At 71.2% G+C, this 21,751-nt stretch carries 16 protein-coding genes; 5 read left to right on the top strand and 11 right to left on the bottom strand.

Going from position 1 to position 21,751, the window contains the following annotated elements; all coding sequences use genetic code 11:
* Positions 1 to 38 precede the first annotated feature (38 nt).
* Positions 39 to 680, bottom strand: coding sequence for a CGNR zinc finger domain-containing protein (locus ACZ6K0_RS02180; RefSeq protein WP_469229287.1), 642 nt, complete (start codon positions 678 to 680; stop codon positions 39 to 41).
* Between the two features lie 21 nt (positions 681 to 701).
* Here ACZ6K0_RS02180 and ACZ6K0_RS02175 point away from each other — a divergent pair, with 21 nt between their 5' ends.
* Positions 702 to 1,169, top strand: a complete 468-nt coding sequence (locus tag ACZ6K0_RS02175) for a VOC family protein (RefSeq protein ID WP_376408739.1) — start codon at positions 702 to 704, stop codon at positions 1,167 to 1,169.
* Positions 1,170 to 1,187: 18 nt separating this feature from the next.
* Here the strand turns inward: ACZ6K0_RS02175 and ACZ6K0_RS02170 are convergent, their stop codons facing one another.
* Both ACZ6K0_RS02170 and ACZ6K0_RS02165 read right to left on the bottom strand, forming a co-directional pair.
* Positions 1,188 to 1,685 (bottom strand): DUF1203 domain-containing protein, encoded by a 498-nt coding sequence (locus ACZ6K0_RS02170; protein ID WP_376408742.1) that lies wholly within the window; start codon positions 1,683 to 1,685, stop codon positions 1,188 to 1,190.
* A gap of 1,062 nt (positions 1,686 to 2,747) precedes the next feature.
* Positions 2,748 to 3,854, bottom strand: a complete 1,107-nt coding sequence (locus tag ACZ6K0_RS02165; protein WP_376408745.1) for a hypothetical protein — start codon at positions 3,852 to 3,854, stop codon at positions 2,748 to 2,750.
* 233 nt (positions 3,855 to 4,087) lie between these two features.
* Here ACZ6K0_RS02165 and ACZ6K0_RS02160 point away from each other — a divergent pair, with 233 nt between their 5' ends.
* Positions 4,088 to 5,395, top strand: a complete 1,308-nt coding sequence (locus tag ACZ6K0_RS02160; protein ID WP_469229285.1) for a M28 family metallopeptidase — start codon at positions 4,088 to 4,090, stop codon at positions 5,393 to 5,395.
* An 85-nt stretch (positions 5,396 to 5,480) separates the two neighbouring features.
* Here the strand turns inward: ACZ6K0_RS02160 and ACZ6K0_RS02155 are convergent, their stop codons facing one another.
* Both ACZ6K0_RS02155 and ACZ6K0_RS02150 read right to left on the bottom strand, forming a co-directional pair.
* Positions 5,481 to 6,686, bottom strand: coding sequence for a LolA family protein (locus ACZ6K0_RS02155; protein WP_469229284.1), 1,206 nt, complete (start codon positions 6,684 to 6,686; stop codon positions 5,481 to 5,483).
* Positions 6,687 to 6,875: 189 nt separating this feature from the next.
* The gene (locus tag ACZ6K0_RS02150) at positions 6,876 to 7,886 is read right to left on the bottom strand and encodes a polyprenyl synthetase family protein (RefSeq protein WP_376408754.1); all 1,011 of its coding nucleotides are present in this window, start codon (positions 7,884 to 7,886) and stop codon (positions 6,876 to 6,878) included.
* A 211-nt stretch (positions 7,887 to 8,097) separates the two neighbouring features.
* On the opposite strand from ACZ6K0_RS02150, the gene ACZ6K0_RS02145 reads away from it, so the two are divergent.
* Together ACZ6K0_RS02145 and ACZ6K0_RS02140 are read left to right on the top strand one after the other, a co-directional pair.
* Entirely contained in the window at positions 8,098 to 9,603 is a 1,506-nt protein-coding gene (locus tag ACZ6K0_RS02145) for a peptide MFS transporter (protein WP_376408756.1), read from the top strand.
* Positions 9,604 to 9,623: 20 nt separating this feature from the next.
* Positions 9,624 to 11,630 (top strand): CocE/NonD family hydrolase, encoded by a 2,007-nt coding sequence (locus ACZ6K0_RS02140; protein WP_469229282.1) that lies wholly within the window; start codon positions 9,624 to 9,626, stop codon positions 11,628 to 11,630.
* A gap of 77 nt (positions 11,631 to 11,707) precedes the next feature.
* Here ACZ6K0_RS02140 and ACZ6K0_RS02135 read toward each other — a convergent pair whose 3' ends face one another.
* The gene (locus ACZ6K0_RS02135) at positions 11,708 to 13,066 is read right to left on the bottom strand and encodes an LPXTG cell wall anchor domain-containing protein (protein WP_469229280.1); all 1,359 of its coding nucleotides are present in this window, start codon (positions 13,064 to 13,066) and stop codon (positions 11,708 to 11,710) included.
* 288 nt (positions 13,067 to 13,354) lie between these two features.
* On the opposite strand from ACZ6K0_RS02135, the gene fahA reads away from it, so the two are divergent.
* A complete protein-coding gene (fahA, locus tag ACZ6K0_RS02130) occupies positions 13,355 to 14,581 on the top strand; it encodes a fumarylacetoacetase (RefSeq protein WP_376408764.1) in 1,227 nt (408 codons plus the stop codon).
* A 42-nt stretch (positions 14,582 to 14,623) separates the two neighbouring features.
* Here fahA and ACZ6K0_RS02125 read toward each other — a convergent pair whose 3' ends face one another.
* From ACZ6K0_RS02125 to nuoL, 5 genes are all read right to left on the bottom strand, one after another.
* Positions 14,624 to 15,457, bottom strand: coding sequence for a dioxygenase family protein (locus tag ACZ6K0_RS02125; protein WP_469229278.1), 834 nt, complete (start codon positions 15,455 to 15,457; stop codon positions 14,624 to 14,626).
* 46 nt (positions 15,458 to 15,503) lie between these two features.
* Positions 15,504 to 16,454 (bottom strand): AraC family transcriptional regulator, encoded by a 951-nt coding sequence (locus ACZ6K0_RS02120; RefSeq protein ID WP_469229276.1) that lies wholly within the window; start codon positions 16,452 to 16,454, stop codon positions 15,504 to 15,506.
* 161 nt (positions 16,455 to 16,615) lie between these two features.
* Positions 16,616 to 18,268: an NADH-quinone oxidoreductase subunit NuoN gene (gene nuoN / locus ACZ6K0_RS02115; RefSeq protein WP_376408773.1), complete on the bottom strand. Its 1,653-nt coding sequence runs from the start codon at positions 18,266 to 18,268 to the stop codon at positions 16,616 to 16,618.
* Entirely contained in the window at positions 18,265 to 19,845 is a 1,581-nt protein-coding gene (locus tag ACZ6K0_RS02110) for an NADH-quinone oxidoreductase subunit M (protein WP_469229274.1), read from the bottom strand. Before ACZ6K0_RS02110 ends, nuoN begins: the two co-directional genes overlap by 4 nt.
* Positions 19,846 to 19,850: 5 nt before the next feature.
* Entirely contained in the window at positions 19,851 to 21,743 is a 1,893-nt protein-coding gene (nuoL, locus tag ACZ6K0_RS02105; RefSeq protein WP_469229273.1) for an NADH-quinone oxidoreductase subunit L, read from the bottom strand.
* Between the last annotated feature and the right edge of the window lie 8 nt (positions 21,744 to 21,751).

The raw sequence follows: 21,751 nt of genomic DNA, 5'->3' as shown, positions 1-21,751 counted from the left end.
GATCGGTGTCCGAAAACCAACGGCCCAACCGCCCGACCTTACGACGCCGAGGGCGCCTCTGGCGTCCCGAACCGTCCCACGTCGTCCCGTTCTCGCGCGGCGCGGTGGGCCCGCACCTTGTGGCGGTTGCCGCAGCGGTCCATCGAGCACCAACGGCGGCGCCCGGGACGGGAGGTGTCGGCGAAGACGAGGGCGCAGTCGTCGGCGCCGCAGACGCGGACGCGGTCGGCGTACGGGCCGGTGAGGAGCTCGACCGCGTCCCTGGCGACCGTCGCGAGGAGCCGGGCCCCGGTGGCGCCGGGCGCCCACGCGCGCGTGCCGTCGGCGGCGATCAGGGCGACGAGCGGCGGCTCTGCGGCAGCGGCGTTGACCAGGGCCAGCTCCCGGGGGTCGGGGGCGGCGCCCCGGGCCCGCGCGAGGGCGAGGCCCCAGAGCGCGTCCCGCACCTCCCGTACGGCCGCCAACTCGCCGTCCGTGACGGTGAGGTCGAGTCCGGGGGCGAGGCGGCAGTCCCGCACCCAGTCGAGCAGCCCGTCGGCCCGGTCAAGGACCTCGTACCGCGCGGCGACGGGCCCGGGGCCGCCGGTGAGCAGCAGCTCCAGGGAGAGGGCTCCGGCGTCGAAGCGGAACACCTGCCCGTCACGGTGCCGAAGGGTCATTCCGGTGGCGGCCAGCGTCATGTAACCAGTATAACCAGTTACATGAAGCCCATCCATTGGAAGCTTGTCCTCGACGCCGCCGACCCGCACGCGCAGGCCGTCTTCTGGGCCGCCGCCCTCGGCTACGCGGAGGAGGACCACGACGCGCTCATCCGCCGCCTCCTCGATCTCGGGGCCGCCCCGCCCGCGACGACCGTGACGGTCCACGAGGGCACGGACCACGAGCGCCTCGGCTGGCGCGACCTCGCCGCCGTCCGCCACCCGGACGACCCCCACGACCCGGCGACGGGCGTGGGGCTCGGCCGGCGCGTCCTCATCCAGCGCGTCCCGGAGCCCAAGACCACCAAGAACCGGCTCCACCTCGACCTCCACCCGGACCCGGGCACCCGCGAGGCGGAGGTCACCCGGCTGGAAGCGCTCGGCGCGACGGTCCTGCGCCGGGTGGAGGAGCCGTCCGGGTCCTGGACGGTGATGGCGGACCCGGAGGGCAACGAGTTCTGCGTGCACTGAGGGACGCCGGGGCCGGGGTCAGGGCCTGCGCACCTCGAACTGGAAGCAGCCGTACTCCACCGCGCGGACGTGCACGAGGACGACGGCCGGGTCGGCGAAGGCCTCCTCGAAGGCCTGGTCGAAGCCCTCGCCGGGCACCTCCGGCAGCTCCAGGAGCCGCCCGCCGGCGATGCGGCCCTCCGCGTCGTACCGCCGGACGGTCCGCAGCGCCCCGGCCCGAGCGAAGGGGTACGCCTCCGAGGGCGCGGGGCCGCCGCACTCCTCGGCGTGCACGAAGACGGGCCCCTGCTCGTCGTACGCCCCCGGCGCGACCCCGTCCTCGGCGGCCCAGCGCCGCAGCGGCGCGTACGACACGAGCGCGATCTTCTCCCCGACGACGGCGGACCGCAGGCAGCACCGCAGGGGGCTCCCGTCCTCGACGGCGACGAACGGCACACAGGGACGCCCGGCGTCGTCGACGACGCGCAGCTGGGCGAGGGCGAGGGGCGGAATGGCGCGGGCGCTGTAGAGACTCATGCCCCCAGCGTCACGCGCCCCCACCACGGCCGCTGGCGGAATTCGGACGGGGCGCTCGGGGGGAGGCGCTCGGGGCGGGGCAGACGGCAACGGGTGGTCGTTTCCGGCGAGCTTCTGGTGGGACCGCCCTCTTTCCGAGAGTCGCAGCTTCCGGCACCGCGTCAAGGGCGCCTTCGGCGTCGCTACGCGATGGGCTGCGCCCACCCTTGACCCGGCGCCGGAAGCTGCGCAACAACTCTCGGAGGGCGGTCCGGGGGCCGGAGTCGCCGGGGGCCCGGGCAGCATCCGGGGCCGGAGGGCGCCTGACGAGCCGGTGGGTGGGGGCTCGGTTAGTGGCCGTGGCGGGTGGGCACCTTCCGTCGGTTCGGGGTGCGCGGTCGTTGAATGGGGCAGCCGGGCGAGGCTTAGCGAGAAACGGCCGCCGTTTGGTCGGGATTCAGGCCCCGCTGGTCGCTCCCGGTGGGTGGAGACATGCCTAACCCGCAGTTACTCCAGGTAATGAACTCAGAGATGTCCGCCCAAAGGGGCATTTCACCTTTACCGGGCGGAGAAAGTGCACGAATGTCTCGCCACCACCCCACCGACCACTCACTCCTGATCCCTGACCCCTGACCGCTGACCGCTGACCGCTCACCGCTGACCGCTGACCGCTGACCAGCCACCAACCACCAACCACCAACCACCAATCACCGGGAGTGACCAGCGGGGCCTGAATCCCAACAACCCACCCGCCGTCCCCCGCCAAGCGCCGCCGGGCCGCCCCATTCAACAACCGCGCACCCCGGACCAACCCCAAGGGACCCACCCGCCCCCGCCACTGACCAAGCCCCCACCCACCGGCCCGCCACCCGCCATCCGGCCCCGGATACTGCCCGAAGCCCCGCGTGGCCACGCCCCCGGCCGCCCTCCGAGTGTGAAAAGGCGGCCTCCGCCGCCGGGTCAAGGGTGGGCACAGCCCATCGGCGAAGCCGACTTGCCCTTGACGCGGTGGTGGAGGCCGCCACACTCGGAAAGAGGGCGGCCGCACCAGAAGCCCGTGAAGCCGGGTCATCCCCAGAGCCTCTACAACCTCCGCAACACCTGCGCCTCCGCCCGCTCCACCGACGCCCTCCCATGCACATGCACCAGTGCCAGGTGGAAGAGCGACGGGGCCAACGGGGCCCAGCGGTGGCGGCGTTCGGGGGAGAGGAGGTGGCGGGTGACGTCCGCCGTACGGAACGGGACGTACTCGATCGTCCCGTGCTCCCAGCGGTCCGCGACGCCCCGGCCCATGCGGGCCTGGAGCTGCTCCCCCGTGAGGTCGGTGAGCCGGGCGTAGAAGTGCGCGCTCCAGTGGCGCTTGCTGACGTCGAGGACGAAGGCGAGGAGCGCGAGCGTGTACTCGTGCGGCTCGATGGCCAGTTCCTCGCGCATGCCCCGGCGGGCGACCGCGTGCAGGTCGGGGGCGTTGCGGCCGGCGGAGTCGATGTGCCGGGAGAGGCCTTCGTTGACCGAGGAGTTCCAGAGGCCGGGGGCCATCCGGACGCGGTCGCTGCGGCGGCTGACGACGAGCAGGTGGTCGGCGGTGACGACGGCGACGTTGACGGCGAAGCTGCACTGGAGGAAGGCGGGCGAGGCGAGCGGCGCGTCCGGGTCGAGGTAGCGGCCGCGCGGTGTCGTGCCGTCCGGGAGGCGGCGGTCGAGCTGCTGGGCGGCGAGGAAGGTGTAGTAGTCGGTGGGCCGCAGCCGCAGGTGGACCTCGGACTGTTCGTCGAGGGCGGTACGGGAGATCTCGACGGACTCGACGGCGTACCGGGGCCCGTTCCAGACGGGTCGGCGTTCGCCGGCCTCGGCGGCCCGGCTCTCCTCGGCCTCGATCTCGGCGCGCCACTCCACCATCTCGTCCGGCAACGCGACGTCGCCTTCGAGGACTTGGACGTGGACGGATTCCGGGGCGATGGCCCGGTCGCCGTCGCCCTCGACGATCAAGGCGGGGGTGTGCAGCGGGCCGAGGGAGAACGCGGTCCAGGCGCGGCCCGGTTCCTGCCGGTAGGTGAGGCTGCGGACGACTCCGGCGGAGCGGCGTCTGACCTTGAACCACAGGTCCTGCGTCCACTGTTGGAAGAGGGTCGCGAAGACGACTCCCAGGATGGCGCCGACTATTCCGTTGCCGAGGTCTATTCCGCTCACGGGCAGCAGCGTAGGTCAGACCCAGGTCGCGGAGGTTTTCGTTCGCTGAGCGAACGCACCTGACCGGTTTCCGCTCTTGACGCAGAGTCAAACTCTCACTGAACATTCAGCACGCACAACAGAACAACTGAACACCGCACATGCACTCGCACAGCTCCAGCGCCTCGTGGCACCCAAGCCCGAGGCGTCTCGCACGTTCCGTCCCATCCCCGTTCGGAATCCGGAGCCCCCACATGAACATCTCCGTGCCCAGACGCATCACCGCGGTCGCCGCTCTCGCGGCCCTCGCGCTCGCCGGTCTCACCGGCACCGCAGGCGCCGATTCGCGCGCGGTAGCCGCCGCGCCCGACATCTCTCTGGCCAACGTCAAGCAGCACTTGACGGACCTCCAGTCGATCGCCACCGCCAACGGCGGCAACCGCGCCCACGGCCGTACCGGCTACAAGGCGTCCATCGACTTCGTGAAGGCCAAGCTGGACGCCGCCGGCTACACCACCACCCTGCAGACCTTCACCTCCAGCGGCGCCACCGGCTACAACCTGATAGCCGACTGGCCGGGCGGTGACCCGAACCAGGTCCTGATGGCCGGTTCGCACCTCGACTCGGTCAGCTCGGGCCCCGGCATCAACGACAACGGCTCCGGCTCCGCCGCCGTCCTGGAGACGGCCCTCGCCGTGTCCCGCGCCGGCTACCAGCCCACCAAGCACCTGCGGTTCGGCTGGTGGGGCGCGGAGGAGCTCGGGCTCATCGGCTCGAAGTACTACGTCAACAACCTGCCGACCGCCGAGCGCGCGAAGGTCAAGGGCTACCTGAACTTCGACATGATCGGCTCGCCCAACCCGGGCTACTTCGTCTACGACGACGACCCGACCATCGAGCAGACGTTCAAGAACTACTTCGCCGGGCTCGGCATCGCCACCGAGATCGAGACGGAGGGCGACGGCCGCTCCGACCACGCCCCGTTCAAGAACGTGGGCATCCCGGTCGGCGGCCTCTTCACCGGCGCCGACTACATCAAGACGGCGGCCCAGGCCCAGAAGTGGGGCGGCACCTCCGGTCAGGCCTTCGACCGCTGCTACCACTCGTCGTGCGACACGACGGCGAACATCAACGACACCGCGCTGGACCGCAACAGCGACGCGATCGCGCACGCGATCTGGACGCTGTCCGGCACCACGACGACGCCGCCCACCGGCACGGTCTTCGAGAACGCGGCCGACGTGTCCGTCCCGGACAACGGCGCCGCGGTCACCTCGACGGTCAACGTCACCGGCATCACCGGCAACGCGCCCAGCAACCTCTCGGTCGGCGTGGACATCGTCCACACCTACCGCGGTGACCTCGTCGTCGACCTCGTCGCCCCCGACGGCTCGGTCTACAGCCTCAGCAACCGCTCCGGCGGCAGCGCCGACAACATCGTCCAGACCTTCACCGTGAACGCCTCCACCGAGGTCGCCAACGGTGCCTGGAAGCTCCGCGTCCAGGACAAGGCCTCCGCCGACACGGGCTACATCAACAACTTCAAGCTGACGTTCCCGTAGGGCTCAGGAAACACAGAACTCCCGGGTGGGTCGGTGACCATCGCCCCCGACCCGCCCGGGGTCCCAACCCGGCTTTACCCGCCTGCTACTTGCCGGCGTTGGCCGCGTCCACCAGCGCGTCCTGCGTCACCGCGCCGACGTAGACCTTGCCGTCGTCCGTGAGCAGCGCGTTCACCAGCTTCGTCTTGAAGACGGTGCCCGAGCCGAACTTCCCGGTGACCTTGTCGCCGAAGGAGTCCAGGAGACCCTGGATCTCCTTCGGCGCCTCGTCGGTCTTGGGGGCCGGGGCGCCCGAGTCGAGCTTCGCGATGGCCGTCCAGCCCTCGCCGATGACGTTCAGGTCGCCCTCGCCGAGGCCGGCGAAGCCGCCGAGACCGCCGCCGATGCCGCCGAACTCCTTCTCGAAGTCCTTCCCGAAGTCCTCGGGGAGCTTCTCCGCCCCCGCACCCTTCTCCGCGGCGCCCTCGGTCACCTTCGCGCCCGCGGGGACCTTGAAGTCGAAGTCCGAGGCCGCCGGCTTGCCGAAGTCGACCTTCGTGAAGCCCGCGTCGACGACCGGCTTGCCGCCCTCGACCGAGGAGAGGGTGAACTTCAGCGGGGTGCCGTTCGCCGCGTCCACGGCGATCTTGACCGACTCGACCGTCGAGCCGGACTGCTTCGGCTTGATCACCAGCTGGTACGCGTCCCGGCCGGCCACCTTCGCGGTGCCGTCGACGGTGATCGACGTGGTGTCGCCGGCCGCCTTCAGGACCTCGTCGGCGAGCTCCTTGGGCGTGCCCGGGAGCTCCTTGGCCGGCTTCTCGCCCTTCTCGCCCGTCACGCCCTCGCCCTCGGCGGCCTTCTCGTGGAAGACCTCCTTGGACTTGCTGTCGTACGCCCAGACGTCGTCGCCGTTGTGGATCAGGCTGTACTCGTCGGAGCCGTCGACCAGCGTCAGCTTCTGGCGGTCGGGGCCGTCGGCGGCCACGCGCAGCGTGTGGGTGCCGGAGACGAGCTCGGTGAGCTTCTCCGTCGGGTCCGCCGAGGAGGAGCCGCCGCCCCCGCCGGCCAGACCGCCGAGGTCGGCCAGGCCGCCGAGGGGCAGGCCGAGGTCGGTGGAGATCTTGAACGTGCCGGACAGGGTCTGGGTGTCCGAGGCGGCGATCTTCTCGATGAGCTGCTGTGCCGTGATCGCGGGCAGGTCCGGGTCGCCGGACGCGGCCAGTGCCGGGACGAGCCCGATGGTCGCCGCGGCCACTCCTGCCACCGCGACCGGGACGATGAACCGGCTCGCCTTACGGTTGTCTGCCATGGTCTCCGCTTCCTCCGTGCTGCGCCCTAGTGGTCGATGGCTCCATCTGACCAAATCGGGGGCACAGAAGCGTCAGCCCCCGGGATCAACCTCGCGTACTGCTTCGGGATGACCCCACCCTGAGATTCCCTCACCCGCCCGGCTGACTCCTCGGCGCGGCCGGTTGACCCATCGGCGCCCGCGGGGCCCTCAGCCCGCGCGGTGGACGACCGCGTCGCACATCTCCTGGAGCGCCGCCTTCGCGTACCCGTCGGGCAGCGGTGCCAGCATCGCCCGCGCCTCTTCCGCGTACCGCACGGTGTCCCGGCGGGCCTGCTCCAGGGCCGGGTGGACGCGGAGCCGCCGCAGGACCTCGGCGTGCCGGTCGTCGTCGGTGAGGTCGCTGTCGACGAGGGCGACGAGCTCGACGTCCTCGGGGCGGCCGTGGGCGGCCGCCGCGGCCCGCAGGCGCAGGATGGGCAGCGTCGGGATGCCCTCGCGGAGGTCGATGCCGGGGGTCTTGCCGGACTCGTGGGAGTCGGAAGCGATGTCGAGGACGTCGTCGGCGAGCTGGAAGGCGACGCCGAGCCGCTCGCCGTACTGGGTGAGGATGTCGACGACGCTCTCGTCGGCGCCGGACATCATCGCGCCGAAGCGGCAGGAGACGGCGACGAGCGAGCCGGTCTTGCCGCCGAGGACGTCGAGGTAGTGGTCGACGGGGTCGCGGCCGTCGGTCGGTCCGGCGGTCTCCAGGATCTGGCCGGTCACGAGGCGTTCGAACGCCTCGGACTGGATCCGTACGGCCTCGGGGCCGAGGTCCGCGAGCGTGTGCGAGGCGCGGGCGAAGAGGAAGTCACCCGTGAGGACGGCGATCGAGTTGCCCCAGCGCGTGTTGGCGCTCGGCACGCCCCGGCGCACGTCGGCCTCGTCCATGACGTCGTCGTGGTAGAGCGTGGCCAGGTGGGTGAGCTCGACGACCACGGCGGAGGGCACGACGCCCGGCGCGTAGGGGTCGCCGAACTGGGCGGAGAGCATCACGAGCAGGGGGCGGAACCGCTTGCCGCCGGCCAGGACGAGGTGCTGCGCGGCCTCCGTGATGAAGGGGACATCGCTCTTGGTGGCGTCCAGGAGGCCCGCCTCCACAGCCGCCAACCCGGTCTGGACATCGGCCTCAAGAGCCTGGTCCCGCACGCTAAGACCGAACGGCCCGACGACGGTCACGAGGGGGTCTCCTGTCTGCTGACGCCTGCTGACGATCACACGGGTTGATCACACGGATTGTTCACATGGACTGTTGACGATCACACGGATTGTCGATGTGTCGCTCGCTTCACTCAAGCCAGCGTATCCGGTCACCTTTCGATCACCGTGGGCGCCTTCCCGTCACCCCCGGTATGTTCGTGATCAGCTCATACGACCAGGAGTAGGCGTTTTGTCCCGAACAACGATCGATACGGATCCGAACGGCGAGCAGCCGCCCCCGGAGGACGACCACGCGTTCCTCGGCCATCCCCGGGGCCTGCTGACCCTCTCGGGCCTGGAGGTCTGGGAGCGGTTCTCGTTCCTCGGCATGCAGGCGATCCTCGTCCTGTACTTCGCCGCCACCGTCGCCGACGGCGGCCTCGGCATGGACCCGGGCAACGCCGCCTCGGTCTCCGCCGCCTACGGCACGCTCGTCTACCTCGTCTCGGTGGCCGGCGGCTGGCTCGCGGACCGCATCCTCGGCTCGTACCGCGCGGTCCTCTGGGGCGGCATCCTGATCGCCTGCGGCCATTACGCCATGGCGGTGCCGACCGCCGCCATGACCTGGGTGGGCCTGGGCCTGATCAGCGCCGGCACCGGCCTCCTGAAGCCGAACGTGGCGACCATGGTCGGCAAGCTCTACCGGACGGACGACGACCGCCGCGACGCCGGTTTCGCGCTCTACTACATGGCGATCAACATCGGCGCGTTCGCCGGACCGCTGATCACCGGCTGGCTCGCCGACCACAAGGGCTACCACTGGGGCTTCTCGGCCGCCGCGATCGGCATGACCTTCGGCCTGATCCAGTACGTGGCGGGCCGCCGTCACCTGGCCGGGCGCAAGCACTCCGCCGAATTCGCCCTCGCCCCGGACGCCATGCGCCGGGCCGTCCGGCTGATCGCCGTCGGGACGGTCGTGACGGCCGCCGTCGCCGTGGTCCTCGCCCTCGCGGGCTGGCTGACCATGGACCGGGTCGTGGACCTGCTGACCCTGATCTCGGTGATCGCGCCCGTCGTCTTCTTCTGGGTGATGTTCACCAGCCCCCGGGTCACGGCGGAGGAGCGCGGCCGCCTCAAGCCGTACATCGTGCTCTTCCTCGCCTCGGTGGTGTTCAACTTCATCCTCTTCCAGGCGTACTCGACGATGATCCTGCTGGCCTCCACCAACGCCCGCACGACCATCCTCGGCTTCGACTTCCCCGCCAGCTGGTACGCCTCCGCCCTCGGCGCCTTCGAGGTCCTCCTCGCGCCCGTCGTGGCCGCCGTCTGGGCCCGGATGGGCCACAAGCAGCCGCACGCCTCCAACAAGATCGCCTTCGGCGTGATCCTCGGCGGCCTCTCCTTCCTCCTGATGGTCCTGCCGACCTCCGGGCACGCCGACGACACGTACCAGATGGCCGCCTGGTGGATCGTCGGCTCGTACCTGCTGCTCGGCCTCGGCGACGTGCTCCTGGAGACCTCCGGGATGTCCGCCACGAGCAAGCTCGCCCCGAAGGCCTTCTCCAGCCAGACGATGTCGCTGTGGTTCCTCTCGCTCGCGCTCGCCAACGGCATCCAGGCCCAGACCGTGAAGCTCTACGACGACGTCTCCAAGCCCGTGTACTTCGGCGTGAACGGCGCCGTGGCCGTCGCCGTCGGCCTCGCCGTGATCGCCCTGGCGCCCTGGCTGCGCCGCACCATGCACCCCGTCCACTGAGGCGACCCCGAGGGGACCCGATGACGAAGCCGAAGATCCGAACCGACTTCCCGTACGAGACCCGCCACGAGGACGTCCGCATCCCGCTCCCGGACGGGACGCGGCTGTACGCCCGGATCTGGCGCCCGGTCACCGAGGAGCCCGTACCGGCCCTCCTGGAGTACCTGCCGTACCGCCTCTCCGACTGGACCGCGCCCCGCGACTGGCAGCGCCACCCCTGGTACGCGGGCCACGGCTACGCCTCCGTACGGGTCGACGTCCGCGGCCACGGCAACAGCGAGGGCCTCCCCGGCGACGAGTACGACGCCGTCGAGCTCGCCGACGGCGTGGCCGTCGTGAACTGGCTCGCCGAGCAGCCCTGGTGCACGGGCAAGGTCGGCATGTTCGGCATCTCCTGGGGCGGCTTCAACTCGCTCCAGATCGCCGCCCTCGCCCCCGAACCCCTCAAGGCGATCGTCACCGTCTGCTCCACCGACGACCGGTACGACAACGACGTCCACTACATGGGCGGCTCGGTCCTCGGCGTCGACATGCACGCCTGGGCCGCCACCATGCTCGCCTTCGTCTGCCGGCCGCCCGACCCCCGGTACGCGGGCGAGGAATGGCGCGAGCGGTGGCTGAAGCGCCTGGAGGCCGTGGACCCGCTCATCCACACCTGGCTCGCCCACCAGACCCGCGACGCGTACTGGCGGCACGGCAGCGTCTGCGAGGACTACTCCGCCATCGGGGCCGCCGTGCTCGCCGTGGGCGGCTGGCACGACCCGTACCGGGACACCGTCCTGCGGCTCGCCGAGCACCTCCCCCAGGACCGGGTGCGCGGCATCATCGGCCCCTGGTCCCACCAGTACCCGGACCGCGGCCTGCCGCCGGGGCCCGCGATCGGCTTCCTCCAGGAGACCCTGCGCTGGTGGGACCACCACCTCAAGGGCGTCGACAACGACGTGATGGCCGAGCCGCTGCTGCGCACCTGGATCAGCGAGTCGCACCCGCCGGCCACCGTGTACGAGGAGCTGCCGGGCCGCTGGGTCACCGACCCCGCCTGGCCGTCGCCGAACGTCACCCCCGTCACGTACGCCTTCCAGGGCGCCCCGGTCGTCGTCGACTCCCCGCAGCAGACCGGCATCGACGCCGGCCGGTTCTTCCCCTTCGGCAACGACGCCGACCTGCCGCCGGACCAGCGCGAGGAGGACGCCCACTCGGCCTGCTTCGACTTCCCCGTCCCCGAGGACGGCGGCCCCATCGAGATCCTCGGCCGCCCGTCCGTGAGCCTCCACCTGCAGACGCCCGCACCGACCGGCCAGGTCGTCGCCCGGCTCTGCGACATCGCCCCCGACGGCTCCTCCACGCTCGTCACGCGCGGCGCGCTGAACTTCTCCGCCCGCTACGGCCGCGACCGGTCCGTGGAGGCGCAGATCGGCGAGTGGGAGAGCTTCGTCTTCGAGCTGAACGGCATCGGGCACACCTTCCCGCCCGGCCACCGGGTGCGGCTCGCGGTCTCCTCCACGTACTGGCCGTGGATCTGGCCGCAGCCGGACGCGGCGGGCTTCACGCTCGACCCGGCGGGCTCCTCCCTCACCCTGCCGGTCCGCCGCCACACGGAGGACGCCGTCGAGTGGGACGAGCCGGAGCAGTCCGAGCCGCTGGGCGTCGCCTACCCCCGCACCCTGGAGGAGCCGCGCCCGGAGCGGGTCGTGGTGCGGGACGTCGCGAAGGGCGAGTGGAAGCTGGAGGTCGACCCGAAGTACGGGGGGACGCGGGTGTACCCGGACGGCCTGGAGTTCACCGAGGACGCGGTGGAGACGTACACGATCGACGAGGGCGACCCGTTGTCCGCGCGGACCCGCTCGGAGTGGTCGATCCGGCTGCACCGGCCGGAGATGGCCTGGGACGTCACGGTCGACACGCGCTCGGAGATCTCCTGCGACGCGGACTCCTTCCACACCGCGAACGAGGTCGTGTGCAAGGAGGGCGGCGAGGTCGTCTTCCACCGCACGTGGGAGAAGAGCATCCCGCGCACGGCGGGCTGACGTCGGCTGCCGGACACGCGCGAAGGCGCCCGCACCGGGGTCGGTGCGGGCGCCTTCGTCATGCCTTACGCGGCTGCTTACGCGTTCGCGCCGGCCTTGCGGCGGCGGGCGAGGACGAGCGCGCCGGCGCCGAGGGCGACGGCCCCGGCGGCGGCCAGGCCGAGCGGCAGGGTGTCGTTGGCACCGGTGGCGGCGAGGGCGCCGTCGTTCACCGGGGTGTTCGACGAGCCGCCCTGCTGGGTGGTGTCGCCGTTGCCCGTGGAGGTGACCGTCGGCGCCGGGGTGGGCGTCGTGGTCGACGGGGACGGCTCCGGGGACTCCGTCGCCGAGGTGGGCTTCGGGGACGGCTTGTCGCCCTTGGCGGCGAGGATGTCGAAGTCGGCGGTCGCGTACTGCTCGCCGAGACCGCAGCTGCCGTCGTTGTTCTCGTACACGCCGACGGCGAAGGCGACACCGGGGCCGGCCGGGGTGTCGCTCTCCAGGGTGAGGCGCAGCTTCACGTCCTTGGAGCCGCCCTTGACCAGGTCGCCGACCTCGATGGCGTCGTGCTCCTCGGTGACCTTCGTCCACTCCAGGACGTCGGCGGAGGACCACTCGATGGAGATGTACTCCTTGAAGTCGCTCTCGTCGTCGATGTCCTCGGCGCTGTCGGGCAGGGCCGCGGCATAGGCGAGGGCGCCGACCTGGTCGAGGGTGCGGTCGGAGGTGTTGCTGACGCGCAGCGAGAAGATCGCGCTGGTGCCGGCGGTGACCGACTTCGGGCCGCTCAGGGCGACCTTCACGGAGTCGTCCTCCTCGCAGTCGCTGAGGCCCTCCTCCAAGGCGGCCGCCAGGGCGTCCTCCGCGTCGGCGAGCTCCTGCTCGGCCACCACGATGTCGACGTCGATGAGACCGACCTTCCGCGCGAGGGCGACACGCGCGTCGTCGTAGGCGGTGTCCGCGTTCGTCAGACGGAGGTCGGCGGCGGTCTTGCCGGCGGCGGCGGCCTCGGCGGCGGTCTTCGCGGCGGTGACGGCCTGCTCGGCCGTCGCGATCTCCTCCGGAGTGGCGGTGCTGCCGGTCTCCTTCAGCTTCGCCAGGGCCTCCTCGGCGGTGACGAGCGCCGCGTCGGCGGTGGCCTTCGCGGTCTTCGCGGCCTCGACGGCGGCCTTGGCCGCGGCGAGCTCGGTCTTCAGAGCCTCATCGATCTTGTCGTCCTTGATGTCCTGCACGGCCGCCTTGCGCTTGGCCTTGAGGTCCTTGAGCTTGGCCTCCGCCTCGGCAACGGCCTTCTCCAGCTCCTCGTACGAGGGCTTGTCGGCCTCGTCGGACGCGGGCTTCTGCGTCTGCGTGCCGCCGGGCTTGGTGTCGGCGAAGGCGGGCGCGGCGGAGAGGAAGACGACCGGGGTGGTCACGGCGGCGGCCACGGCGGTCGCGAGGATGCGACGGATCTTCACAGTGCGGGACCTTTTTCCTGGTCAGGAAGGGGAGAGACATGCGGGGCGCGCGCCTGCGGTCACTTCACGCGGCGCGATACCACCGTGATCGTATGGCCGAGAACGCCCCTGAGGGAGGGCTGTTCTCGCGGTTCAGGGACGAGCGCAATCCCCGTCGGCCACATAAACCGCACGAAGACGGACAGTTGCCCACGGAGGCCGCACTTTCTGTGTGATCCATGTCATCAGCGCCCGGCGGCAGGCCCCGTAACGTGTCCCCCACACACGTGGAAAGCGAGGCACGCACAGATGTCCGAGCACAGCCCGCTCGACCTGGCCGAGGGCGATCCCTTCGGCCCGCACAACCTCCCGTACGGCGTCTTCTCCACCGCCGACGAGCCCGAGCGGCGCCGGCTCGGTGTCCGGATCGGCGGGTACGTGCTGGACGCGGGCGCCGCGGCGCACGCGCTCGGCTCGCCCTACGCGGCGCTGCTCGCCCGGACGAGCCTGAACCCGCTGCTCGCGGCCGGGCGGACCGCCTGGCGCGATGTGCGCCGGGCGCTCACGGCCTGGGTGACGGTGCCCGCGCACCGGGCGGACATCGAGCCGCTCCTGTACCCGCTGGACGCGGTGACGCTGCACCTGCCGTACGAGGTCGCGGACTACGTCGACTTCTACGCGAGCGAGCACCACGCGACGAACGTGGGCCGGATCTTCCGCCCGGACGGCGACGCGCTGACCCCCAACTGGAAGCACCTGCCGATCGGTTACCACGGTCGCGCGGGCACGGTCGTGGTCTCCGGCACCGATGTCGTACGCCCTTCCGGGCAGCGCAAGGCGCCGGCGGACGCGGCTCCGGTCTTCGGGCCCTCGATCAAGCTGGACATCGAGGCGGAGGTCGGCTTCCTCGTCGGCGCCCCGTCGGAGCTGGGGAAGCCGGTCGCGCTCGGCGACTTCCGGGAGCACGTCTTCGGCCTGTCGCTGCTCAACGACTGGTCGGCGCGGGACGTCCAGGCCTGGGAGTACGTGCCGCTGGGCCCGTTCCTCGGCAAGTCGTTCCAGACCTCGGTGTCGGCGTGGGTGACGCCCCTGGAGGCGCTGGACGCCGCCAGGACCGCCCCGCCCGCGCGGGACTTCCCGCTGCTTCCGTACCTGGACGACGCGGCCGAGGAGGAGCCGGGCGGCTTCGACGTGCGGATCACGGTGGAGATCAACGGCGAGGCCGTGGCCGAGCCGCCGTTCTCCACCATGTACTGGACGGCGGCCCAGCAGCTCGCCCACATGACGGTGAACGGCGCCTCGCTGCGCACGGGCGACCTGTACGGCTCCGGGACGGTGTCCGGGCCCGAGGTCGGCCAGCGCGGCTCGCTCCTCGAACTCACCTGGAACGGCCGGGACGCGATCGAACTGGCCGGTGGCAAGCGGACGTTCCTGGAGGACGGCGACGAGGTCGTGCTGACGGCCTGGGCGCCGGGCCCGGACGGCACGCGGGTGGGGCTGGGCGAGGTCCGGGGCCGGATCGTTCCTTCCGCCTGAGCCGTACCGAGTCGTACTCAGTCGTACTGAGTCGTACGGCCGTCAGCGCACCCGCCACAGCGCGGGGACGTTCGGCGGCTCCCAGCCGGCCTGGGCCGTGTGTGCCTGGAGGCACGCGTAGCCCAGGCCGCCGTACGTGACGGCGTCCCCGGCCTTGTAGGCGGTCCCGGCGGCCCAGGTGCCGCCGGGAGACCCCGTGGCCGTGGGCGTGGGCGTCGGGGTGGGGCTCGGGCCGGGGTCCTGCGGCACGTTCAGGACGAAGTCGAAGGCGGCCTCCCTGGCCCCGCCCGCGTCCCGGACGGTCATGAGCAGCCGCGGGTCGAAGATCGTGTCGGTGTTGTTGCGGGGTTCGCCCGGGAAGTACAGCTGGGTGGTGAGCACGGGCCTGCCGGGGGCCTGGAGCTTGACGTGGATGTGCCGGGTGCGGCCCGGGTAGAGGCCGGGCACGATGGTGGTGAGCTTGAAGGCGCCCTGCGCGTCGGTGAACTGGTGGCCGCGGAAGCGGAATCCCGAGTTGTCGTAGGCGCCGTTGGTGTCGGCCTGCCAGAAGTCGAGCAGGACGCCCGATATCGGTTTGCAGGCGAGGCCGAAGACATAGCCGCTGACGGTCAGCCGCACGCCGGCCGTGCCGGACTCCAACAGGCTGGTCCGCAGCGGGGAGTTCGGCTTGAAGTACGGGCCCTCGGTCTGCGGCGGGGTCGGATCGTCGCCGTCGTCGCACGCCGGGGTGAGCGCGGGCGCCGACTCGCCGGCGGTGAGGGTGCGGGCGAGCGCGGGGACGCCCATGAGCACCGCGGGCGCCGCCATGCCGGCGGCGAGCGCGGCGCGCAGCACCGCCTTGCGGGTGATGTGTCCGGTGCTGGTCTCGTGGTCCATGCCTGCTCCTCCTGCGGGGGCGGGGGTGGCGGGGATGGCAACGAACCTAGGGCCGCGGGCCGTCGACTTCGAGGGACGGAACACGGCGGTCGTGGTGTTTTCGGAAGTGCCCCGGGCTGTGGCCCGTCTCGCGGCGGAAGAAGCGGCAGAAGTAGGCGGGATCGTCGAAGCCGACCCGGGCGGCGATCTGGCGGATCGTCAGTCCCGTGCCGATCAGGAGGCGTTGTGCCTCGCGCGTGCGGGCCTCCCGGAGCAGCGCGCCGGGGGTGCGGCCGGTGGCGGCCCGTACGGCCTCGGTGAGGTGGCCGGGGGTGACCCCGATCCGCTCGGCGCACTCCCGTACGGAACGGGCCGCCGCCGGCCGTTCGTCGGCCGTGTCCGCTCCGGTGGCGGCGACGAGGCGGGCGAACTCCTCGGCGACGGCCCCGGCCCTGCCGGTCGGCGCCCCGCCGTCCGGGCCGGGCAGTCGTGCCGTACGGACGAGGAGGACGCGCAGCAGGGACCGCAGGACGGTCGCGAAGCCGGCGGCGCCGTGCCCGTACTCCTCGGCGAGTTCGGCCATCAGCCGGGCGGTACGGGCGTGGGTGGGCCCGTCGAGGGTGAGCCAGGGGCGCTCGCCGAGGCGGCGCAGCAGGTCCCGGTCGCCGGGGTGGTCGAGGAGGAACTCCTCGGTGAAGAGGACGACGGTGCCGTCCAGGCCGCGGGCGTCCTCCCAGTGGTGGACCTGTCCGGGCACGATCACGGCCAGGTGGGGCGGGCGGAGCTCCCAGCGGGCCAGGTCGACGACGTGGGCGCCGGTCCCGGCGGTGACGTGGACGATCTCGTAGAAGGTGTGGCGGTGCGGGAAGGCGGCCCGCGACAGGGGGCCGACGGCGTCGAAGCTTCCGGCGGCGAAGGGCACGTCGTCGGGGAGGCGCAGTTCCAGGCGGTGGACGGGCGGGTCGCCCGCTCTGGGGGTGGCGCAGGGAGTCCCTGGTAAGACGGTCGAGCCGCGCATCGTGGCGCTTCCTCCCGGTGAGTGGTACAGACCATTCGGGGCGGATTCCACGATGCCACGGGCACCTCCCGCCGGTCACCCCCGCGTGCGGCAGCCCCGGCGGATGCGGAAGGGGCCCGGCTCGCGATGAGCCGGGCCCCTCCTCGCACGCACGCGCACGGCTACCGGACGAAGACGCTCGCCTGGTTCGCCAGGTCCAGGAAGTACTGCGGCGCGAGGCCGAGCACCAGCGTGACGACCACACCCGCCGTGATGGTGAGCGTCGTCAGGGCCGAGGGCACGGCGACCGTGGGGCCGTCCGCCTTCGGCTCGCTGAAGAACATCAGCACGATCACCCGGATGTAGAAGAACGCGGCGATCGCCGAGGAGAGCACACCGACCACGACGAGCGCGCCCGCGCCGCCGTCCGCCGCCGCCTTGAAGACCGCGAACTTCCCGGAGAAGCCGGAGGTCAGCGGAATGCCGGCGAAGGCGAGCAGGAAGACCGCGAAGACCGCCGCGACGAGCGGCGAACGGCGCCCGAGACCCGCCCACTTGGAGAGGTGGGTGGCCTCGCCACCCGCGTCCCTGACCAGGGTGACGACGGCGAACGCGCCGATCGTCACGAAGGAGTACGCCCCCAGGTAGAAGAGGACGGACGAGATGCCGGCGGGGGTGGCGGCGATGACACCGGCCAGCAGGAACCCGGCGTGCGCGATGGACGAGTAGGCCAGGAGCCGCTTGATGTCGGTCTGGGTGATGGCGACGATCGCACCGCCCAGCATGGTGACGAACGCGATGCCCCACATGACCGGCCGCCAGTCCCAGGTGAGGCCCGGCAGCACCACGTACAGCAGGCGGAGCAGCGCGCCGAACGCGGCGACCTTGGTCGCGGCGGCCATGAAGCCGGTGACCGGGGTCGGGGCGCCCTGGTAGACGTCCGGGGTCCACATGTGGAACGGCACGGCGCCGACCTTGAAGAGGAGCCCCGCCAGGACCATGGCGAAGCCGATGAGCAGCAGGGCGTCGTTGCCCATGGTGTCGGCGAGCGCCGGGTCGACGGAGGCGAGGGTGCCGTCGACGACGTTGGCGATGGTGGCGTACGAGACGGAGCCCGCGTAGCCGTAGAGCAGGGCGATCCCGAAGAGCAGGAACGCCGAGGAGAAGGCGCCGAGCAGGAAGTACTTGACGGCCGCCTCCTGCGACATCAGCCGCTTGCGGCGGGCGACGGCGCAGAGCAGGTACAGCGGGAGGGAGAAGACCTCCAGGGCGACGAAGAGCGTCAGGAGGTCGTTGGCCGCCGGGAAGACGAGCATGCCGGCGATCGCGAAGAGCGCGAGCGGGAAGACCTCGGTGGTGGTGAACCCGGCCTTGACGGCCGCCTTCTCCTGCTCGCTGCCGGGGACGGCGGCGGCCTCGGCGGCGAAGGAGTCGACCTTGTGGCCGTGGTCGGCCGGGTCGAGCCGGCGCTCGGCGAAGGTGAAGACCGACACGATCGAGGCGAGGAGAATGGTGCCCTGGAGGAAGAGGGCGGGTCCGTCGACGGCGATGGCGCCCATGGCCGCGATCTGGGCCTTGGTGGAGCCGTAGCCGCCGGCCGCGAGGCCGACGACGGCGGCGAAGGCCGCGGCGAGGGCGAGGACCGACAGGAAGACCTGGGAGACGTACCGGCCCTTGCGGGGCACGAAGGCCTCGACGAGGACGCTGAGGATCGCGGCGGTGAGCACGATGAGGACGGGCGACAGCTGCGTGTACTCGATGTGCGGTGCCGGGATCTTGTTCAGCGGCTCGACCGCCGCCGTCGTCCACAGGCTGTGGACAGCCGTTGTACTCACTGGGCGGCCTCCACGTTGGGCACGGTGGGCTGGGGGTCCTTCTGCTGGACGTCGGACATGGTGTGCTGGACCGCCGGGTTGACGATGTCCGTCAGCGGCTTCGGGAAGACGCCGAGGAAGATCAGGACGGCGATCAGCGGGACGACCACCGCCAGCTCGCGCACCCGCAGGTCGGGCAGCTCGCGCACCTCCTCCTTCACCGGCCCGGTCATCGTCCGCTGGTACAGGACGAGGACGTAGAGCGCGGCGAGGACGATGCCGGTGGTGGCGATGACGCCGGCCACCGGGTACCGGGCGTAGGTGCCGACCAGGACCAGGAACTCGCTGACGAACGGCGCGAGTCCGGGCAGCGACAGGGTCGCGAGACCGCCGATGAGGAAGGTGCCGGCGAGCACCGGGGCGACCTTCTGCACACCGCCGTAGTCGGCGATGAGCCGCGAGCCGCGCCGGGAGATCAGGAAGCCGGCGACGAGCATCAGCGCGGCCGTCGAGATGCCGTGGTTGACCATGTAGAGCGTGGCACCGGTTTGGCCCTGGGTGGTCATCGCGAAGATGCCCAGGATGATGAAGCCGAAGTGCGAGATCGACGCGTAGGCGACAAGACGCTTGATGTCCCGCTGGCCGACGGCGAGCAGCGCCCCGTACACGATGCTGATGAGCGCGAGGACGATGATCGCCGGGGTGGCCCACTTCGAGGCCTCGGGGAAGAGCCCGAGGCAGAAGCGGAGCATCGCGAAGGTGCCGACCTTGTCGACGACGGCGGTGATGAGGACGGCGACCGGGGCGGTCGCCTCCCCCATCGCGTTCGGCAGCCAGGTGTGCAGCGGCCAGAGCGGCGCCTTCACCGCGAAGGCGAAGAAGAAGCCGAGGAAGAGCAGCCGCTCGGTGTTGGTCGCCATGTCGAGCGAGCCGTTGGCCCTGGCCTCGGCGATCTCGGTGAGCGAGAAGTTCCCCGCGACCACGTACAGCCCGATGACCGCGGCCAGCATGATGAGGCCGCCGACCAGGTTGTAGAGCAGGAACTTGACGGCCGCGTACGAGCGCTGGGCCGCCGCGTTCTCGTCGGAGCCCGAGTGCGCCCGGTCGCCGAAGCCGCCGATGAGGAAGTACATCGGGATGAGCATGGCTTCGAAGAGGACGTAGAAGAGGAAGACGTCGGTGGCCTCGAAGGAGAGGATCACCATCGCCTCGACCATGAGGATCAGGGCGAAGAAGCCCTGGGTCGGGCGCCAGCGCGAGGACTTGGTCTCCAGGGGGTCGGCGTCGTGCCAGCCCGCCAGGATGATGAAGGGGATCAGCAGGGCGGTGAGCGCGATGAGCGCCACCCCGATGCCGTCCACGCCGAGTTCGTAGCGGACGCCGAAGTCCTTGATCCAGGCGTGGGACTCGGTCAACTGGTACCGATCGCCGCCGGGCTCGAACCGTACGAAGACGACGGCGGCGAGCACGAGCGTGGCGAGCGAGACGAGCAGCGCCAGCCATTTGGCGGCGGTGCGACGGGCGGCGGGGACGGCGGCGGTGAGGATCGCACCGGCCGCCGGCACCGCTGCCGTCAGCGTAAGGAGCGGGAGAGACATGGGAGTTACACCGCCCTCATCAGCAGGGTCGCGGCGATCAGCACCGCAGTACCTCCGAACATGGAGACCGCGTACGTGCGGGCGTAGCCGTTCTGGAGCTTGCGCAGCCGGCCGGAGAGTCCGCCGACGGCGGCCGCGGTGCCGTTGACGACGCCGTCGACCAGGGAGTGGTCGACGTAGACGAGCGAGCGGGTGAGGTGCGTGCCGCCGGTGACGAAGACGGCGTGGTTGAAGTCGTCCTGGAGCAGGTCGCGGCGGGCGGCCCGGGTGAGGAGCGAGCCGCGCGGGGCGACCACCGGGACGGGCCGGCGCCCGTACTGGAGCCAGGCGAGGCCGACGCCGATCACCATGACGGCGACGGTGGCGGTGGTGACGGTCGCGGCGCTGAGCGGCGAGTGGCCGTGGGCGAAGCCGGTGACCGGCTCCAGCCACTCGACGAACCCGGCGAACTCGAAGTAGGCGCCTGCGGCGACCGAGCCGATGGCCAGCAGGATCATCGGGATCGTCATGGACTTGGGCGACTCGTGCGGGTGCGGCGGGTTGCCGTTCTCGTCGTCCTGCCAGCGCTTCTCGCCGAAGAAGGTCATCAGCATCACGCGGGTCATGTAGTACGCGGTGATGGCCGCGCCGAGGAGGGTGACCGAGCCGAGGATCCAGCCCTCGGTGCCGCCCTTCGCGAAGGCCGCCTCGATGATCTTGTCCTTGGAGAAGAAGCCGGACAGACCGGGGAAGCCGATGATCGCGAGGTAGCCGAGGCCGAAGGTGACGAAGGTGACCGGCATGTACTTCCGCAGGCCGCCGTACTTCCTCATGTCGACCTCGTCGTTCATGCCGTGCATGACCGAACCGGCGCCGAGGAACAGCCCGGCCTTGAAGAAGCCGTGCGTCACGAGGTGCATGATCGCGAAGACGTAGCCGATGGGGCCGAGGCCGGCCGCCAGGATCATGTAGCCGATCTGCGACATCGTCGAACCGGCCAGCGCCTTCTTGATGTCGTCCTTGGCGCAACCGACGATCGCACCGAAGAGGAGCGTGACCGCGCCGACGACGGTGACGACGAGCTGCGCGTCCGGCGCCGCGTTGAAGATGTCGGCGGAGCGGACGATCAGATAGACACCGGCGGTCACCATCGTGGCCGCGTGGATGAGGGCCGAGACCGGGGTCGGGCCCTCCATCGCGTCCCCGAGCCAGGACTGCAGCGGCACCTGGGCCGACTTGCCGCAGGCCGCGAGGAGCAGCATCAGGCCGATCGCGGTCAGCGTCCCCTGGGACGCCTCGCCGGTCGACGCCAGGACCGGCCCGAAGGCGAAGGTCCCGAAGGTGGTGAACATGATCATGATGGCGATCGACAGGCCCATGTCGCCGACCCGGTTGACCAGGAAGGCCTTCTTCGCGGCGGTGGCCGCGCTGGGCTTGTGCTGCCAGAAGCCGATCAGGAGGTACGAGGCGAGGCCGACGCCCTCCCAGCCGAAGTACAGGAGCAGGTAGTTGTCGGCGAGGACGAGCAGGAGCATCGCCGCGACGAACAGGTTGAGGTAGCCGAAGAAGCGGCGGCGGCGCTCGTCGTGCTCCATGTAGCCGATGGAGTACACGTGGATGAGCGTGCCGACCCCGCTGATCAGCAGGACGAAGGTCATCGACAGCTGGTCGAGCTGGAAGGCGATGTCCGCCTGGAAGCCCTCCACCGGGATCCAGGTGTACAGCGACTGGTGCAGCGCCCGGTCGTCGGCGCTCTTGCCGAGCATGTCGGCGAAGAGCGCCAGGCCGATGACGAAGGTGACGGCCGCGAGCAGGGTGCCGAGCCAGTGCCCGGACTTGTCGAGCCGCCGGCCGCCGCAGAGCAGGACCGCGGCGCCGAGCAGGGGCACCCCGACGAGCAGCGCAATGAGATTTTCCACGGGTCAGC

It is taken from the genome of Streptomyces sp. NPDC042346 (assembly GCF_055581845.1).
Note: the sequence above shows the minus strand (reverse complement) of the source record. Positions and strands in the feature narration are given on the sequence as shown.

What these genes read in the sequence shown, in the direction of transcription:
- ACZ6K0_RS02160 (WP_469229285.1), top strand. Translation starts at nt 4,088, where the DNA reads ATGAACATCTCCGTGCCCAGACGCATCACCGCGGTCGCCGCTCTCGCG.
- ACZ6K0_RS02170 (WP_376408742.1), bottom strand. Translation starts at nt 1,685, where the DNA reads ATGAGTCTCTACAGCGCCCGCGCCATTCCGCCCCTCGCCCTCGCCCAG.
- ACZ6K0_RS02140 (WP_469229282.1), top strand. Translation starts at nt 9,624, where the DNA reads ATGACGAAGCCGAAGATCCGAACCGACTTCCCGTACGAGACCCGCCAC.
- ACZ6K0_RS02155 (WP_469229284.1), bottom strand. Translation starts at nt 6,686, where the DNA reads ATGGCAGACAACCGTAAGGCGAGCCGGTTCATCGTCCCGGTCGCGGTG.
- ACZ6K0_RS02125 (WP_469229278.1), bottom strand. Translation starts at nt 15,457, where the DNA reads ATGGACCACGAGACCAGCACCGGACACATCACCCGCAAGGCGGTGCTG.
- ACZ6K0_RS02180 (WP_469229287.1), bottom strand. Translation starts at nt 680, where the DNA reads ATGACGCTGGCCGCCACCGGAATGACCCTTCGGCACCGTGACGGGCAG.
- ACZ6K0_RS02120 (WP_469229276.1), bottom strand. Translation starts at nt 16,454, where the DNA reads ATGCGCGGCTCGACCGTCTTACCAGGGACTCCCTGCGCCACCCCCAGA.
- fahA (WP_376408764.1), top strand. Translation starts at nt 13,355, where the DNA reads ATGTCCGAGCACAGCCCGCTCGACCTGGCCGAGGGCGATCCCTTCGGC.
- ACZ6K0_RS02110 (WP_469229274.1), bottom strand. Translation starts at nt 19,845, where the DNA reads ATGTCTCTCCCGCTCCTTACGCTGACGGCAGCGGTGCCGGCGGCCGGT.
- ACZ6K0_RS02175 (WP_376408739.1), top strand. Translation starts at nt 702, where the DNA reads ATGAAGCCCATCCATTGGAAGCTTGTCCTCGACGCCGCCGACCCGCAC.